Source organism: Nocardiopsis sinuspersici (assembly GCF_001998325.1).
GTDB lineage: Bacteria > Actinomycetota > Actinomycetes > Streptosporangiales > Streptosporangiaceae > Nocardiopsis > Nocardiopsis sinuspersici.
In genome coordinates, this window is the sequence record NZ_MCOK01000001.1 from 2,892,431 (window position 1) to 2,908,704 (window position 16,274).

A 16,274-nucleotide genomic window follows, 5' to 3' on the forward strand; every position below is an offset into this window, starting at 1 on the left:
GGGGAGGCACCGGGGCTGCTCAGAAGTGCCGGTTCGTCCTCTGGAGCCCGGTGTCGGGCACGATCGGTGCCAGCCACTCGCCCACGAGCCGGCGGATCCGTTCGGTGTCCTCGGACCGCGCCTCGGCGACCAGGCGGTCGTACTCCTCCCCGCCCAGCGCGCGGCGCACGTGCCGCCGGGCCCGCACCACGAACGGGGTGGCGGTGTCGGGCACCCCGCGCAACGCCTCGGAGCGGCCCAGCATCAGGACCGCCCGACGCGGTTCCTCCTCGGCCAGCATCACGGCGAACACGTCCAGGACCTCGGCGCACACCAGTCCCAGGCCGTGTGCGGCCAGCCACCACGCACGCCCGGCATCCCGCCACGCCTCCTCGGTCTCGCCCGACATCCAGGAGACGACCGCGCGCATGGCCCGCCAGGCCGCCCCGACGTAGGCCGGGGAGATCCCGCCCAGACCGTCCAGGTCGGCCCCGACCCGGTCCAGGACCTCGCGGGCCGCCGCCAGGTCACCCGTCTCACGCAGCCACTGGGCCTCGCCCAGCCGCAGCAGCACCATGTGCTCCCTCTCGACCGGACCCTCGCACTCGAACAGCGCCCTCAGGTCGCGGTAGGCCTCCTCCAGCTCGCCGAGGTCGGTGAGGACCTGGGCACGGCGGGTCCGAAACATCGCGGACATCCCCCACAGCCCCGCCTCCTCGGTCCTGCTCACCCCCCGGTCGAGGAGTTCACGGCAGAGCCCGAGGTCGTCGAACCGGTGCACGTCCACCAGATGGGCGAGCGCCTGGCACTCGCCCCAGGTGTCCCCGCACGCGCGAAACCCCTCCAGGGCGGCGGTCGCCCCGTCCACGGACCCCCCGACGCGCCCGGAGACGGAGTCGAGCAGGGACAGCAGCAGCCGCACCATGGCGCGCATCCACGGGTCGGACTGGTCCATCGCCGCGGCGAGGCGGTCGCGGGCCGTGCCCACCCGTCCCTCGCCCAGTGCTCCGTACACCAGGGCGTACACCAGCATGTGGTGCTCCTCGACCCGCCTCCCCTCATCGTCGAGGACGGCCTCGACACGGCGTAGGCACCTCATCATGGCCCCGTGGTCCAGGGTCCCGTCGACGCCCCGGTGGAACAGGCAGCTGGCGTAGGCGACGGCGCGTCCCCGGGGCACACGGTCGCCGACCATGTCCAGGACGGCCTCGGACCACCGGTTGAGCTGGCGCCAGGATCCGCCCAGGGTCCAGTACCACTGGGTGTACTCGACCAGGTCCAGGCCGAGAGCGGTGTCGCGGCGGTCCACGGCCCAGCGCACGGCCGCACCGCAGTTGTCGGCCTCGGCGTCCAGACGCGCGAGCGTCTCCCGCTGGCGGGGACCGCGCAGCAGCGGGTCGGCCCCGCGCCACAGGTCGCGGACATGGCGGGCGTGCCCGTCGCGGACGCACTCCTCCTCCCCGCTGCGCTCCAGTCGCTCGGCGGCGTAGGCGCGCACGGTCTCCAACTGCCGGTAGCGGGGCGGCGTGTCGTCCCGGGTCGGGTTCTCGGCGATCACCAGGGACTTGTCGACCAGGCTGAACAGGACGGTCCACACGTCGTGTCCACCGACCGTGCCCTCGGTCCCCGGATCGGCGCAGACGCGTTCGACGGCCTCCAGGGTCGCGCCACCGGCGAAGACCGACAGGCGGCGCAGCAGGCGGCGCTCGGACTCGTCGAGCAGGTCCCAGCTCCAGTCGACGACGGCGCGCAGGGTGCGGTGGCGCGGCAGCACCGACCGGGACCCGCTGGTGAGGAGCCGGAAGCGGTCGCCGAGCCGGTCGGCGAGCTGGGCGGCGGTCATGGAGCGCAGACGGGCGGCGGCCAGTTCCAGGGCCAGCGGCATGCCGTCCAGTTCCCGGGTGACGCGTACGACGTGGGCGACGTTGTCGGGGGTGAGGCGAAAGTCCGGCCGGACGGAGGCGGCGCGTTCGGCGAACAGGACGACGGAGGGACAGGTGGCGGCGTGCTCGGCGGTGGCGCCCTCCGGGGGCAGGGCCAGGGAGGGAACGTTCATGAGCTGCTCGCCGGGCACCCCCAGGGGTTCACGCGAGGTGGTCAGGATCCGCAGGCGCGGGCACCGGGCGAGCAGCGGGGCCACGGTGCGGGCGACTTCCTCCACGAGGTGCTCGCAGTTGTCCAGGACGAGGAGGACGGGATGGTCGTCGACGAAGGAGACGACCCGTTCCAGGGCCGGGGCGGCGGCGGAGCCGGTGGACCGCGCCTGGATCACGACGTGCTCGCGCAGTTCCAGCGGGCCGGACAGGGCCTGGGGGATGTCCGCGGCCGTCCTGGAGGCGAGTTCGACGAACCAGCCGCCGCGGGTGAGCAGGTGCGGTGCGCGGACGGCCAGGGCGGAGGCGCTCTCGATCGCCAGGCGGGTCTTGCCCGCGCCGCCGGGCCCGAGCAGGGTGACCAGGCGTCCCCGGGTGAGCAGGTCCACGGTGGTGTCCACCTCGGCGTCACGCGCCACGAAGCTGGTCAGGGTGTCCGGCAGGCGCAGGGGCGGGGACGGGGCGGGCGCGTCGGCGGGCCCGGCCGTCTCGGAGAGGGGCTCCGCACCCTCCGGACGGGGTGCGCTCCCGGGGCGGGGCGCGTCGAGTTCGCCGCGCAGCAGCCTCAGGTGCAGGTCCCGCGACCGGGGTGAGGGGTCCAGGCCCAGTTCGTCGGCGAGGTGGGTGCGGAAGCGGTCGTAGGCGGCCAGCGCGTCGGCGGTGCGGCCGGTGGCGGCCAGGGCCCGAACGAGGAGTTCCAGGGGGCGTTCGCGGTGCGGGGCCCGGCGGACCAGGGCCTCCGCCTCGGACAGGACCTCGGTGTACCGTCCCAGGTCGGCCAGTGCCGCCAGGTGGTCCTCCAGGGCGGCGTGGCGGGTCCCGGACAGGCGCAGCGCGGTGTCCTCCGCCAGGCCGTGCGCGGTCAGGTCGGCCAGGGCCGGCCCCCGCCACAGGGAGAGTGCCCCGTCCAGGTCGTGGGCGGCCTCGGCGGACCTGCCCGCGGCCAGGTGGTCCCGTCCCCGCCGGGCCAGGGTCTCGAACCGGACCAGGTCCACCTGTTCGGGGGCGACGGCCAGCCGGTAGCCGGAGGCGCCACCGTCGATCACGGCGCCCTCTCCCAGGGCGCGGCGCAGGCGGGAGGCCAGGGCCTGTAGGGCGTTGCCCGCGGCCGAGGGCGGGCTGCCCGCCCAGATCGCGTCGGTGAGCTCCTCGGTGGTCAACCTCCGGCCGGGGCGGAGCAGGAGGAGGCAGAGCAGGGTGCGCAGGCGCACGCCGCCGATGGGAACGGGCCGCCCGGCCGCGTCGTGGACCGCGAGGGGCCCCAGGATGGAGAACCGCACTGCCCCATGATCACCGATCGCGCGGGTGGGCGCCCGTGGTCGGACGCTCCTTCGCCCCCGCTTCTCTTCCGGCTGAACGAGACGGGGCACGTTCCCGGGGAGGTGCGAGCGGTAACGGCAGACCGAGCGCTCTCCCGACCACAGTAGGGTTCGCTCTGGAACGTGTTCGCGGTGCCCGTGCCGGCATCCGTGCGTTCTCCACCGAGCCCGGCACCGGGTGTCTCCCCGACACCGCGCCGGTGGTCACAGCGAGTTGCGCCTCCACGGCCCGAAAGTCCAGCAGGAGTCCCATTGTTCCCGGCCCTCCCCTTCCCTCGGATCACCGGTGCGCCGCGTACGGCCCACACGCCCCCCGGTACACGCGTGGGCGCGGTCGCGGCGGGGGCCGCGCTGGTCCTGACCACGGGCTGCGGCATCCTCTCCCCCGGCCAGAACGGTGACATGCCCGACGACATCAACGTCACCAGCCCGCTGATGCAGGAGGACCAGCCGCTTCCCGCCGCCTACTCCTGCGGTGGCGTCAGTGAGGAGATCGAGGACGGCGAGGGCTCCGGGGATGGTGGAGGCGGCTCGGCCGACGGGGGCGCCGGGGACGAGGAAGAGGTCCAGGAGGCGTACTCGCCGCCGCTGAGCTGGTCGGGGCTGCCCGACGAGGCGGGCTCGATCGCGTTGGTGGTGGACGATCCGCAAAAGGCCAAGGTGTTCTGGGTGGTCTACGACCTGGATCCCGAGCTGGTCGAGTTGCGCCAGAACACCGTTCCCGCCGACGCCAAACAGGGACGCAACAGCGCCGGCGAGGCCGCCTACAGCGCGCCCTGCCCCGAGCCGGGTGAGGCCTACGAGTACCGGTTCACCGTGTACGCGCTCAAGAACGCGCTGGGACTGCCGGAGGGCGCCCCGCTGAACGACTCCCTGGAGGCCATCGCCGAACAGGCCGTCGCCCGTGGGACCCTGGTCGCGAGCAACGAGTGACACCGGGTTCCACCCGGGTCCCGCCCGGGTGGAACCCGGGTGTTCCGGTGGCTTCGGGCCCACGGTGATTCCCCGAGGAAGCTCCCCTCTCCCTCTGCACACATCGCGCGACAACGCATACAGTGGGCCTGTGCCCCTCGCCCCATTTCAGATGACCGATACCCGTCCGCTCGCCGCGTGGCGCCCTGCCCCGGAACCGCACTGGACCGCCTGCGTCCTCCCATCCACGCAGGCCGGACACCCCGAATCATCGCGGAACCAGGCGGTCACCGCCTCCCCCCGACCGGTTCTCACCAAGCCGGTCTCCGATGCGATCCGGGCGCGGCCGACCTCCCCAAGGTAGTGCGTACAACATGACCGTAACCGTCATCATCATCATCGTCGTCATCGTCGTGCTCGCCGTTCTCGTGCTCCTCCTACTGGGCATGCGGTCGCTGAGTACCGGTTCCCGCGAAGACGACTACGACGACGAGTACGAGGACCACGACGAGGAGGGCACCGACGCCGAAATCGCCGACGAGCGACCACGGGGCCGGAGCCGGGGACGGGGCCGCGGCCGGGTCGAGGAGCCGGCGCCGCGCGGGCGCGCCCGCCGACCGCGTCAGGACGGTGGCGGCAGGGCTGAGCGGCGTCCCAGGGTCGGTCGCAAGCGCGACGAGGACGACTGGGGCGACGACGACTCCCTGTCCGACAACGACTTCTGGTCCAGTCTGAGCGAGGAGGGCCCGGCACAGCGCCCTCCGGAGGCCCGGGACGGCCTCGGGGACAGGGACGACGCCCCCAACGTCACCGCGTACGAGTACGAGGAAGACGACTACGACGACGGGTACGAGGACTTCGACGACCAGGAGTCGGGGCCGCCCGGAGCCACCACGGTCCTGCCCGCGGCCGGGAGCGGAGGCATCAGCTCCTCCGCGGACCTGGCGATGCTGGCCAGCCTCGGACAGAGCGGCGGCCCTCGGGCCGTCGAGGACCGGGACCACCAGGCACCCGAACCCGGGCGCCACGGGCAGGGAGCGCACGGCGCGGCCCCGCCGTCACGGACCGCCGCACCGGCGGCCTCCTCCGACGACCCCCTCGGCTCGGGGCCGTGGTCGCCCGGTTCCTCCTACGCCCCCTCGCACGGTGATCCGCTGGGGACCTCCTCCGGTCCGCGTGACCCGCTCGGCGACCGTCCGTCCTACGACGGCACGGTGAGCCGGCCGGACTATCCGGGGCTCCCGAGCGGACCCGAGCGCCCGTCCTCCGACCCGCTCGACCCGGACTTTCGGCCCTCGGCCCCACCGCCGGCCTCGGACACGAGCTCGCCGATATGGTCCAGCCTGGACACCGGCGCGCACCAGCGCTCGGACCTGGGCTTCGGCGGCGGGCAGAGCGGCCTGGGCGGTGCGCCGGGGTCCGGCACGGACAACGGTCCGCTTCCGCGTCCCGCGGGTGAGGCCTCCGATCCGTTGTCCGGGGGGTACCGCGCGTTCTCGGAGTCGGCCTACGACACCGGGACACAGCGGCGCCCCTCCTATGACAGCGGTACCTACAGCCATGGGGACCTCGGCACACCGGGAACAGGGCGGTCGGAGTTCGACACCGGCGCCTACAGCCGCGGGGACCTCGGCACACCGGGAACAGGGCGGTCGGAGTTCGACACCGGCGCCTACAGCCATGGGGACCTCGGCACACCGGGAACAGGGCGGTCGGAGTTCGACACCGGCGCCTACAGCCGCGGGGACCTCGGCACACCGGGAACAGGACGGCCCGAGTTCGACACCGGCAACCACACCCGCCCCGCCCACACCACCGACTCCTTCAGCCTCGACAACTACGACACCGGCCCCCACACCCGCATCCCCTACAACAACACCCCCTACGACAGCGGCACCCACAACCGGGCGGCCTACCAGGCCCCCGGCCCGCAGCCGTGGGGCGGCCAGGAGGGCGGCGGCGCGTTCGGGGCACCCAACGGCCCCGGCGGTATGGGCGGTCCCGGTGGCATGGGCGGGACGAGCGGTCCCAACACCCCGGTACGCGGCGTGCCCTCGCCGTTCGACCAGGGCCCCGTGGGCCGGCAGCCCCCCGGCGGGCCCGCGTTCCCCGGTGAGACGCAGAGCCACCCGTACGGCTCCTATCCCGCGGGCGGCCGCCCCGCCGACCAGGCCCGCGGTGACCTGCCCCCGGGATACGGCGGTTACCCGGCTCCGAGCGACCGCTTCGAGCCCCCGGTGAGCGGCCCCGCGGGCGGCTACTCCGGCGTCATGGACAACGGCTACCCGGCCGGTCCGCAACCGCAGCGGCCCGGGTACGGCGGCTACCCCGGGGAGGGCTGGCGGCCCGGCGGCGAGGGCCGCCCTCCCAGCGGCCCGCAGGAGCCGGTGCAGTACCCGGCCGACCCCTACGACCGGCGCGGATACGACCAGGACCGCTACGAGGGCGGTTACGAGGACGGCCGCTTCCTGTGAACCTCCCTACCGGGCATCCGTAACGCACGGTAGCGGACATTCCGGGCGTGACGTCCGGACCGGTTCACCGCTTCACATCCCCGAGGTGGTGGGAAACTCCCGCCACCTCGGGTTTTCTCTGCCCGGGTTCTCCCCGAAGACGCGTGAAGACAAGGAAATGGTTACCAGAACCACAACAATCCGTAACACCACACGTCAAGAATTGACTACAGTTGGTTACCGACAGCACACTCTTCGGACTCGTCCGCCCTCTCGCCTCCACGAGTGCCCCGGGTCCGGACACCGCCGTCCCCGAGCGCCCACGCATCACCTGCCTGGTCCAACCCGAACGGAGCAACCATGCGCAACGACGCCCAGGGAGCCGCCCCCGAGAGGCCGCCCGCCCTCGCCACCGGGCCCCGCGTCGACCACAGGAGGATCGCCGCCGACGTCGGCGCCTCGTTCGTGGTCTTCCTGGTCGCCGTCCCCCTGTCCCTGGGCATCGCCGTCGCCTCCGGTGCCCCGCTCATCGCCGGGATCATCGCCGCCGTCGTCGGCGGGATCGTCGCCGGACTCGTCGGCGGATCGATGGTCCAGGTCAGCGGCCCCGCCGCCGGTCTGACCATCATCGTCGCCGACCTGATCATGACACACGGCTGGCGGGTCACCTGCCTGATCACCCTGCTGGCCGGACTGGTCCAGCTCGCCCTTGGCGCCTTCCGCATCGCCCGGGCCGCCCTGGCCGTCTCCCCCGCCGTCGTGCACGGCATGCTCGCCGGGGTCGGGGTCACCATCGCCCTGGCCCAGTTGCACGTGGTCCTGGGCGGAGCGCCGCAGAGCTCGGCGCTGGCCAACATCACCGACCTGCCCGACCAGGTCATGCACAACCACTCCCCGGCGGTCGCGGTCGGCGTGATCACCATCGCGATCATGTTCGCCTGGAACAGGATGCCCTCCCTGGGACGGCTCCGGCCCGCCATGGTGCCCGCCGCGCTGGTGGCGGTGGCCACCGCGACCGTCATCGCCACCACGAGCCGCTGGCAGGTGGAGACCGTCGCCCTGCCCGGCTCCCTCGCCAGTGCCTGGAACGGCCCGGTCCTGCCCGAGTCCGGGCAGTGGCACGGCGTGGCCGTGGGCGTGGCCACCGTGGCCATGGTCGCCAGCGTCGAGACGCTGCTCGCCGCGATCGCCGTGGACCGGCTGCACAGCGGGCGCCGGGTCATGCTCAACCGTGAGCTGTGCGGGCAGGGCGTGGCCAACACCGTCAGCGGTGCTCTGGGCGGACTGCCCGTCGCCGGTGTGATCGTGCGCAGCACCACCAACGTGCGCGCGGGGGCCCGTACCCCGCTCTCGACCGTCCTGCACGGGGTGTGGATCCTGCTGTTCGTCGCGCTGTTCGCCAACGTGGTCGAGCTGATCCCGATGCCCGCGCTGGCCGCGCTGCTGGTGTTCATCGGCGTACGGATGGTCTCGGTCGCCCACCTGCGCGACCTGCGCCGCCACCACGAGGGCAGCGTCTACCTGGTGACCCTGCTCGGAGTGGTCTTCCTGGGCCTGCTGGAGGGGGTGTCCATCGGTTTCGCGCTGGCCATGATCGTGTCCCTGCGCAGGCTCACCAAGCTGACGGTGACCACCGAGGAGCGCGCCGGCCGCGTACACGTCACCGTGCACGGCTCGCTCACCTTCCTGGGCGTTCCCCGGCTCGCACACGTGCTGCGCACCGTCCCCGAGGGCGCGCGGGTCGACCTGGACCTGCACGTGGACTTCATGGACCACGCCGCCTTCGAGGCCATCCACGCCTGGAGGGTGGACCACGAGCGCACCGGTGGCAGCGTCGACATCGACGAGGTGCACGAGAACTGGTACGCGCGCAACTCCACGCAGTCGGCGCCCGCGGTCAAGACCGGGCCCGCTGGGCTGGCCCGCTGGTGGGCGCCGTGGGACATGCGCGGCGACGCCGACCGGGAGGTCAACCCGCTGGGGCTGCTGGCCGCCGGTGCCCGCGAGTACCACTCCAGCACGGCCGACCGGATGCGGTCGGTGATGAACCGCCTGTCACACGGCCAGCACCCGACCGCGCTGTTCGTCACCTGCGCCGACTCGCGGGTGGTGCCCAACCTGATCACCGCGAGCGGGCCCGGCGACCTGTTCACGATCCGCAACCTCGGCAACCTCGTGCCGCCGCGGGACGCTCCGGGCGACGGGTCGGTGGGCGCGGCGGTCGAGTACGCGGTGAACGTCCTGCGGGTGCCGTCGATCGTGGTGTGCGGCCACTCGCACTGCGGGGCGATGAGGGCGCTGCTGGAGAAGGCGCACCTGGAGCCGGGCGAGGCGGGGACCTCGCACATGTGCCGGTGGCTGGCCAACGGCGCGGGGAGCCTGGTGCGCGTGGGAGAGGAGTCGGGGGCCCTCGCGGGCCTGCCGGCCGCCGAGGCGCTGCGCCGCCTGGCCCAGGCCAACGTGGAGGAGCAGATCGGCAACCTCATGGGGTACCCGGTGGTGCGCGAACGGGTGGAGTCGGGCGAGCTGGAGCTGACGGGGATGTACTACGACCTGGAGACGGCGAGGGTGCACCTCCTGGACGCCGGGACGGGTGAGTTCGCGCCCGTGCGGGGCGCCCAGAGCGTGAAAGAGCCGGTGCCCCAGCCGAGGCCGGGCGCGAACGAGGGGGCTCAGCTACTGGACGAGTCGTCCTCGGGTGCGTCGTCGCGTCCGTCCTGCTGAACACCCGAGGCCTGGTAGGAGGCGAGCAGGATGATCACCACGATGGCCAGGACCGGCAGGCCGAAGAGAGCCACCCAGAAGGTGGTGGATTCGAACAAGAGTCACCCATTCCCGTGAACGCTGTTGCCCGTGGGCCGTCGACCCCGGACGTCGGTCCACGGGCGTACACGCTCCGGAACTCGCCCGGGGTAGGGAGCGCAAGGCCAATCTATCGGTGCGCGAGGGCAGGAGGCCATCACCGCCGGGCTGTAGGAATGTAGCCGTGCGGTGTCACCCCGCGTCGGCGTCCGCGCACGCCCCGACGGCGGCCGGGGCCCGCGCCCGGACGGGGCGCCGGCACGGGGGGCCGATCCGTCGGGGCGGCCCCGAAGGCCGTCCGGCACCGGATGGGGCACGCCTCGACCGCCGAGACCATCGACACCTACGGGCACCCGTTCCCGGCCATGGGGAGCCGGGACGCGGGGCGACAGACCTGCTCCTGCGCTCCGGCGGACCAGCCGGAGCGAACAGGGAGCAAACACGGCCGGCTCTCGCGCGCCGTGGCACAGGTCAAAGGCTTGGAGGAGGGGGAGTCGGCCGATAAGCCGGATTCTGTCGGTCCCGAGGGACCGGGCGACCATCCATCTGGGACCGTCGTTACCGACGGCCTCGGTGCGGTCTACCCGCGGACTCGGGCGGGCCGCCCTCGAACATCCGCGCGGGAACCCGGGGGCTCCCTTTTTGACCTTGCTCCGGGTGGGGTTTACCGAGCCGGCCGGATCACTCCGGCCGCTGGTGGTCTCTTACACCACCGTTTCACCCTTACCACCGCGAACGGTGGCGGTCTGCTTTCTGTGGCACTGTCCCGCGGGTCACCCCGGGTCGGTGTTACCGACCACCCTGCCCTGTGGAGTCCGGACTTTCCTCGAACCCGCGCACCCGGCGCGGTCCGCGGCCGCCTGGCCGACTCCCCTCACTCCCATCCTACGCCCTGGCGGGAGCACCGGTTCCCCCGTGAACCCTCAGTCCAGGTGGGCGGTGTCGTTGAGCGAGCGCACCACCATGGGACCGTCGGCGAACACGTCCACCTCGTTCAGGCACGCGGTGTCCAGGTGCATCCGGTACAGCGCGTCCAGCGGGGCGAGCACGGCCTGCTGCACCACCACCTTGATGGGTGTCACGTGCGAGACCACCAGGACGGTGCGCCCCCGGTGCCGCTCGACCAGGGCGTCCCGGGCGGCGACCACCCGCCGGACCACCTCCCCGAAGCTCTCCCCGCCGGGCGGCGCCGTCCCGGGGTCGGCCAACCACCGGTCGACCCCGACCGGGGCCTCGGCCCTGGCCTCGGCGAACGTCATCCCCTCCCAGGCCCCGAAGTCGGTCTCGACGAACCCCTCGTCGATCTCGACCGGCAGCCCGAGCGCCTCGGCGGCGTAGGCGGCGGTGTCCCTGGTCCGCAGCAGCGGCGAGGAGACCACCGCGTCGATCGGCCGCGAGGCCAGGCGCTGGGCCGCCGCCTTGGCCTGCGCGTGCCCGTCCTCGGTCAGCGGAATGTCCTCCCGCCCCGCGAAGCGGCGCTCCACCGACCACGGCGTCTGCCCGTGCCGCAGCAGGAGGAGCCGGGTCGGCTCGGTGTCGTGCGCGCCCCAGGCGGTGCTCACTGCCCGTCCTGGCTGCCCAGACCCGACTCCTCGGTGCGGACCAGGATGCGGCGGCAGTCGTCGCAGCGCACGATCTCGTCGGCGGGGGTGGCCTTGATCTCGTTGAGCTCGACGGTACTCAGGGCCAGCTTGCAGCCTCCGCAGCGGCCGTAGCGCAGCGGCGCCGCGGCCACGCCGTCGTACTGGGCGCGCAGCTTGTCGTAAAGGGCCAGCAGGTCGTCGGGGACCTCCTCGGCCACACGGGCGCGGTTCTCGACCACGCGGGCGCGGTCCCACTGGATCCCGGCCGCGGCGGTGTCGCGGCGGGCGACCGTCTCGGTGTACTCGGCCACGGTCCGCTCCCGCTCGGCGGTCAGGCGGGCCACCTCGGCGTTGAGCTCCTCCGCACGCTCCATCACCTCCAGGACGACCTCCTCCAGCTCGGCCTGGCGACGGCCCAGCGAGGCGATCTCCGACTGCAGGTTCTGCAGCTCCTTGGCGCTGGTGATCTGTCCCGACTCCAGGCGCTTGGTGTCCCGGTCGGAGCGGGTGCGCACCTGGTCGACATCGCTCTCGGCCTTGCGCTGCTGGCGTTCGACGTCGGAGACACCGGTCTGGGCGGAGACCAGTTCGCCGTCGATCTGGTCCACCCGCTCCTTGAGCCGGTTCGCCTCGGCGACCTCCGGCAGGTGCCGCGCACGGTGGTCCAGGCGGTGGAGTTCGGTGTCCAACTCCTGGAGGTCGAGCAGTCTGGCCTGTGCTGCGGGTTCGGCTTTCACTTGTGACGTCTCCTGGGGTGGCTGGGGAAGGCGAGGATGCCGCCCGCGCCCTACTCTGTGCAGTTGGTCGGACCGCCCCTCGCGGGGCGGCGGGCTCTCAGACGTGTGAGACGACCTGTGACCAGGCGTCCGTCACCGTCGTAGAAACGCGGATCTCCACGTTAGCCCCATCGGGACCGACCGTGCGCCCGAGCGCCTCGGCCAGGCGGTCGGCGCCGTCGGCCAGCCAGGGCCACTCGCTGGCGAAGTGGGCGGTGTCGATCAGCGCGGGACCGCCCGGCTCCTCCACGAACTCCGAGGCGGGGTGGTGGCGCAGGTCGGAGGTGACGAAGACGTCCACGCCGGCGGCCCGGGCGGCGCCGAGCAGGGAGTCTCCCGCGCCCCCGGACACGGCGACGGTGGCCACGAGGCGGTCCAGGTCCCCGGCGACACGGATCCCCGCGGCGGTGGCGGGCAGCCCGCGCGCGACCTGCCCGGCGAACTCGCGCAGGACCGCCGGCCGCTCCAGGGAGCCGATCCTGCCGATGCCGCGGCACCCCTCGGGGTCGGTGGTGTCGGGGTCCAGGGGGCGCAGCGGCCCGGTGAGGCCGACGGCGCGGGCCAGGGCGTCGGACACCCCGGGCGAGGCCGTGTCGGCGTTGGTGTGCGCGGCGTACAGGGCGGTCCCGGAGCGGATGAGGCGGTGCACGATCCGCCCCTTGGGGGTGTCGGCGGCCACGCTGGTGACGCCGCGCAGCATCAGCGGGTGGTGGGTGATGATCAGGTCGGCGCCCCAGGTGAGGGCCTCGTCGACGACCGCGTCGACCGGGTCGACGGCGAACAGGATCCGCGCGACCGGCTGGGCGGGGTCGCCCGCCACGAGTCCGACCGCGTCCCAGGAGGCGGCCCACCCGGGCGGGTAGACCTCTTCGAAGGCGGTGGTCACATCGGACAGTGTGGGATGCGCGGTCTCGGTGTTCACGGCCAAGAGACTAGCGCCCTCCCCGCCCGTCGGCGACGTGTCCGCGCACCTCGGCCAGGCCGGAACCGACACCGCGCAGGCGCTCGGCGACCTCGGGCGGGGCCTCCAGCGTGAAGGGGACGCCGAGGGAGAGGACGGCCGCCGTGTACTGGCAGACCAGGTCCAGGGAGTCGGCGCTGATCCGGATCCGGCAGCCGCCGTCGTCCAGCGGCTCGATCCGGCCGGGCAGAGGGCCGTGGAAGCGGGCGCGGAAGGCCTCGGCGGACAGTTCCACGGTGACGCGCACGGTGTGTTCGTACACCCCGTCGGCGAAGAGTCGGGTGAGGGAGACCGCCGGATCCGGTTCGGGAAGCCGCCTCGGTGTGAACCGCCGGTGGGTGGCCCGCGGCCCGCTGACCCGGTCCACCCGGAAGGTGCGCCAGTCGTCGCGGTCGGTGTCGTGCGCGAGCAGGTACCAGTACCCGCCGTGGGCGACCAGGTGGTGCGGCTCGACCCGGCGCCCGCGCGCGTTGCCCGCCCGGTCGCGGTAGTCGAAGTCGGTGACCACGCGGTCACGGCAGGAGGAGGCCAGCAGTCCCAGGACGGCGGGATCGACCCTGGAGGGCGCCACCACGTGCTGCACCGCCGAGGCGGTGTCCCGGACGGCGGCCAGGCGCGGTCGCAGACGGGCGGGCAGGACGCGTTCGAGTTTGGCCAGGGCCCGCAGCGCGCTGTCCCCCACCCCGGTGGCGGTGACCAGGCCCAGTGCGGTCGCCACGGCCTCCTCGTCGTCCAGCAGCAGCGGGGGCAGGTCGCGCCCGGAGGCGAGCCGGTAGCCGCCCGCGACACCGGGCGTGCCCTCCACCCGGTAGTCGAGTGCGCGCAGGCGCTCGACGTCGCGGCGCAGGGTACGGGCGCTGACGCCGAGCCGTTCGGTCAGCTCCGCGCCGCTCCACTCGCGCCGGAGCTGCAACAGCGACAGCAGGCGCAACAGCCGCTGCGGCATCTCCCCGCGTACTGATCCGCTCATGGACGCAGACTGCCAGATATCGCGGCCACGTTGTGACCGCATCGGTTCCTACGGTGGCCGACATGAGCGAGACGACGAACAGCACGGACATGGCGGCGGACCTGGCCGGCCGGGTGACCGGGCCGGTGCACGCACCCGGGACCGACGCCTACGACGAGGCCCGCACGGGGATGCAGCTACTGGACCGGCACCGGCCCGACGCCGTGGTGGAGGCCGCCGACGCGGAGGACGTGCGCGCGGCCGTGGCCTGGGCTGCGGAGCGGGGACTGCCGGTGTCGGCCCAGCTCACCGGGCACGGGCTCGGTGCGGGCATGGAGGGCGGGGTCCTGGTCGCCACCCGGCGCATGGACGGGGTGCGGGTGGCCCCCGACCGGCGCACGGCGTGGGTGGAGGCCGGCGCCACCTGGCGGACGGTGGCCGAGGCCGCCGCTCCGCACGGGCTGGCGCCGCTGTCGGGCAGCGCGCCCGGTGTGGGTGCGGTGTCCTACACCCTGGGCGGCGGCGTGGGCCTCCTGGCCCGCCGGTACGGGTTCGCCGCCGACCACGTACGACGCGTCGACATGGTCACCGCCGACGGCCGCCCGCGCCAGGTCACCGAGGAGAGCGAACCGGACCTGTTCTGGGCGGTGCGCGGCGGCGGTGCGGGTGCGTTCGGGCTGGTCACCGGGGTGGAGATCGGCCTGTTCCCGGTCCTGCGGATCTACGGCGGAAGCCTCTACCTCGACATGGCGGCCGAACCCGGCGCGCTGGAGGCGTGGCGGCGGTGGACCGGCTCGGTCCCCGATGAGCTGACCTCGGGTGTGTCCGTGATGGTCTATCCGGACATGGACGGCCTGCCCGAGGAACTGCGCGGCCGGCAGGTCGCCCAGGTGTCGGTGGCCTGGTCGGGCCCGCCGGAGGAGGGGCCGAAGGTGGTGGAGCCGCTGCGCTCGGCCGCTCCGGTGCTGCTGGACACCATGCGCGAGATGCCCTACACGGAGTCGGGCGCGGTTTTCGACGAGCACCACGACCAGGCGGGCTTCCGGGGCCGCAGCGTGCTGGTCGACCGGTTGGACGACGGGGCGCTGGCCGAGCTGATCCGGATGACGGGTTCGGCCCCGTTCTTCTGCGTGGTCTCGCTGCGCCACCTGGGCGGCGCCCTGGCCCGTGAACCGGAGGTCGCCAACGCGGTCGGGCACCGGGGCGCCGCCTACGCGCTGACGGTCATGACCTTCGCCGACCCCGACGACACCGGGGCGATGCGCGACCTGCGCGAGGAGGCCGCGGCGCTGTTCGGTGAGGACGCCGTGGGGCGCTCGTTCACCCTGGGTTTCGGGCCGATGGAGGAGTCCGAGGTCCGCGAGGTCTTCGACCCCCACGACTACGCGCGCCTGACACGGGTCAGGGCGGAGTACGACCCGACCGGAGTGCTCCACTCCAACCGCCCGATCCCGCCGAAGCGGTAGGGGCCCGGTGCGGCGGCGGAGGCACCGTCGCCGCATCCGCCCGGCGGCGGACCGGTGTGAGCACCGGCACGGACGGGCCGCTCCACGCGGCCTCTAGGCTTTTGGCGATGAAGAACAGTGAGCAGCAGCGCCCCCCGTCCCCGGTCGGCGCGCACGTCCCGGTCGCGGGCGGCATGGCCACCAAGGGCCTGGCCTACGCCGAGGAGATCGGCGCCGAGACCGTCCAGGTGTTCGTGTCCAACCCGCGCGGGTGGGCGACCAACGGGGGCGATCCCCGGCAGGACGCGCTGATGCGCGAGCGCACCGACCTGCCCGTGTTCGTGCACTCCCCCTACCTGATCAACCTGGGCACCCCCAGCGAGGAGACGGCGGAGAAGTCGGTGCGCTCGCTGGAGCACGCGCTGCGCCGCTCGGCCGAGATCGGCGCGCTGGGCGTGGTGGTGCACACCGGTTCGGCCGTCTCGGGCGGACGGGAGACGGGGCTCGCACGCACCCGCGAGCGGCTGATGCCGCTGCTGGAGGAACTGGGCGAGGACGTCCCGCCTGTGCTGCTGGAGCCGATGGCCGGACAGGGCCAGGTCCTGTGCGCGACCATCGACGACCTGGCCGCCTATCTGGAGGTGCTGGAGTGGCACCCCCGCGTGGGCGTGTGCCTGGACACCGCGCACATGTTCGCCGCCGGACACGACATCTCCACGGCGGAGGGCATGCGCACGGCCCTGGACCGCTTCGACGAGGTCGTCGGCGCCGACCGGCTGAAGGTCGTGCACTGCAACGACTCCAAGGCCGAGTGCGGCAGCTGCAAGGACCGGCACGAGAACATCGGCGCCGGCCACATCGGCGCGGAGCCGTTCGGGGAACTGTTCCGGCACCCGGTGAGCGCCGGGGTGCCGCTCGTCCTGGAGACCCCCGGCCCGGCCGGTCCGCACTCCGCCGACGTGGCCACGCTGAAGAAGCTGCGCGGGGCCTGACCACCGCCGG

General features: G+C 73.5%; 11 protein-coding genes and 1 other RNA gene. 5 read left to right on the forward strand and 7 right to left on the reverse strand.

Annotation, left to right across the window (positions count from 1 at the left end; all coding sequences use genetic code 11):
* Positions 1 to 19: 19 nt before the first annotated feature.
* A complete protein-coding gene (locus NOSIN_RS12425) occupies positions 20 to 3,352 on the reverse strand; it encodes an AfsR/SARP family transcriptional regulator (protein WP_077690893.1) in 3,333 nt (1,110 codons plus the stop codon).
* Between the two features lie 291 nt (positions 3,353 to 3,643).
* Between NOSIN_RS12425 and NOSIN_RS12430 the strand changes: the two genes are divergently transcribed.
* The 3 genes from NOSIN_RS12430 (at position 3,644) to NOSIN_RS12440 (ending at position 9,480) form a co-directional block, all read left to right on the forward strand.
* Positions 3,644 to 4,324, forward strand: coding sequence for a YbhB/YbcL family Raf kinase inhibitor-like protein (locus NOSIN_RS12430; protein ID WP_077690894.1), 681 nt, complete (start codon positions 3,644 to 3,646; stop codon positions 4,322 to 4,324).
* Between the two features lie 353 nt (positions 4,325 to 4,677).
* On the forward strand, positions 4,678 to 6,777 hold the full coding sequence (locus tag NOSIN_RS12435; RefSeq protein WP_077690895.1) for a hypothetical protein: 2,100 nt from the start codon (positions 4,678 to 4,680) through the stop codon (positions 6,775 to 6,777).
* A 339-nt stretch (positions 6,778 to 7,116) separates the two neighbouring features.
* On the forward strand, positions 7,117 to 9,480 hold the full coding sequence (locus NOSIN_RS12440) for a bifunctional SulP family inorganic anion transporter/carbonic anhydrase (RefSeq protein WP_077690896.1): 2,364 nt from the start codon (positions 7,117 to 7,119) through the stop codon (positions 9,478 to 9,480).
* Here the strand turns inward: NOSIN_RS12440 and NOSIN_RS27210 are convergent.
* The 6 genes from NOSIN_RS27210 to NOSIN_RS12465 form a co-directional block, all read right to left on the reverse strand.
* Complete coding sequence (locus tag NOSIN_RS27210) at positions 9,429 to 9,578, reverse strand: hypothetical protein (protein WP_170293640.1); 150 nt, start codon at positions 9,576 to 9,578, stop codon at positions 9,429 to 9,431. The genes NOSIN_RS12440 and NOSIN_RS27210 overlap by 52 nt on opposite strands.
* A gap of 466 nt (positions 9,579 to 10,044) precedes the next feature.
* An RNA gene (rnpB, locus tag NOSIN_RS12445) (RNase P RNA component class A) lies at positions 10,045 to 10,430 on the reverse strand.
* Positions 10,431 to 10,481: 51 nt separating this feature from the next.
* A complete protein-coding gene (locus NOSIN_RS12450) occupies positions 10,482 to 11,120 on the reverse strand; it encodes a histidine phosphatase family protein (RefSeq protein WP_077690897.1) in 639 nt (212 codons plus the stop codon).
* The gene (locus tag NOSIN_RS12455) at positions 11,117 to 11,878 is read right to left on the reverse strand and encodes a zinc ribbon domain-containing protein (protein ID WP_077690898.1); all 762 of its coding nucleotides are present in this window, start codon (positions 11,876 to 11,878) and stop codon (positions 11,117 to 11,119) included. The genes NOSIN_RS12450 and NOSIN_RS12455 overlap by 4 nt, the downstream gene beginning before the upstream one ends.
* A 97-nt stretch (positions 11,879 to 11,975) precedes the next feature.
* Positions 11,976 to 12,845: a Nif3-like dinuclear metal center hexameric protein gene (locus NOSIN_RS12460; protein ID WP_077690899.1), complete on the reverse strand. Its 870-nt coding sequence runs from the start codon at positions 12,843 to 12,845 to the stop codon at positions 11,976 to 11,978.
* A gap of 4 nt (positions 12,846 to 12,849) precedes the next feature.
* A complete protein-coding gene (locus NOSIN_RS12465) occupies positions 12,850 to 13,848 on the reverse strand; it encodes a helix-turn-helix transcriptional regulator (RefSeq protein WP_170293639.1) in 999 nt (332 codons plus the stop codon).
* Positions 13,849 to 13,910: 62 nt separating this feature from the next.
* On the opposite strand from NOSIN_RS12465, the gene NOSIN_RS12470 reads away from it, so the two are divergent.
* Both NOSIN_RS12470 and NOSIN_RS12475 read left to right on the forward strand, forming a co-directional pair.
* On the forward strand, positions 13,911 to 15,293 hold the full coding sequence (locus NOSIN_RS12470; protein ID WP_077690901.1) for an FAD-binding oxidoreductase: 1,383 nt from the start codon (positions 13,911 to 13,913) through the stop codon (positions 15,291 to 15,293).
* A gap of 107 nt (positions 15,294 to 15,400) precedes the next feature.
* Positions 15,401 to 16,264, forward strand: coding sequence for a deoxyribonuclease IV (locus NOSIN_RS12475; protein ID WP_077690902.1), 864 nt, complete (start codon positions 15,401 to 15,403; stop codon positions 16,262 to 16,264).
* Positions 16,265 to 16,274 lie beyond the last annotated feature (10 nt).

Excerpts from the sequence above, each read along its gene's own strand:
- NOSIN_RS12435 (WP_077690895.1), top strand. The coding sequence starts at position 4,678 with ATGACCGTAACCGTCATCATCATCATCGTCGTCATCGTCGTGCTCGCC.
- NOSIN_RS12470 (WP_077690901.1), top strand. The coding sequence starts at position 13,911 with ATGAGCGAGACGACGAACAGCACGGACATGGCGGCGGACCTGGCCGGC.
- NOSIN_RS12440 (WP_077690896.1), top strand. The coding sequence starts at position 7,117 with ATGCGCAACGACGCCCAGGGAGCCGCCCCCGAGAGGCCGCCCGCCCTC.
- NOSIN_RS12475 (WP_077690902.1), top strand. The coding sequence starts at position 15,401 with ATGAAGAACAGTGAGCAGCAGCGCCCCCCGTCCCCGGTCGGCGCGCAC.
- NOSIN_RS12465 (WP_170293639.1), bottom strand. The coding sequence starts at position 13,848 with ATGAGCGGATCAGTACGCGGGGAGATGCCGCAGCGGCTGTTGCGCCTG.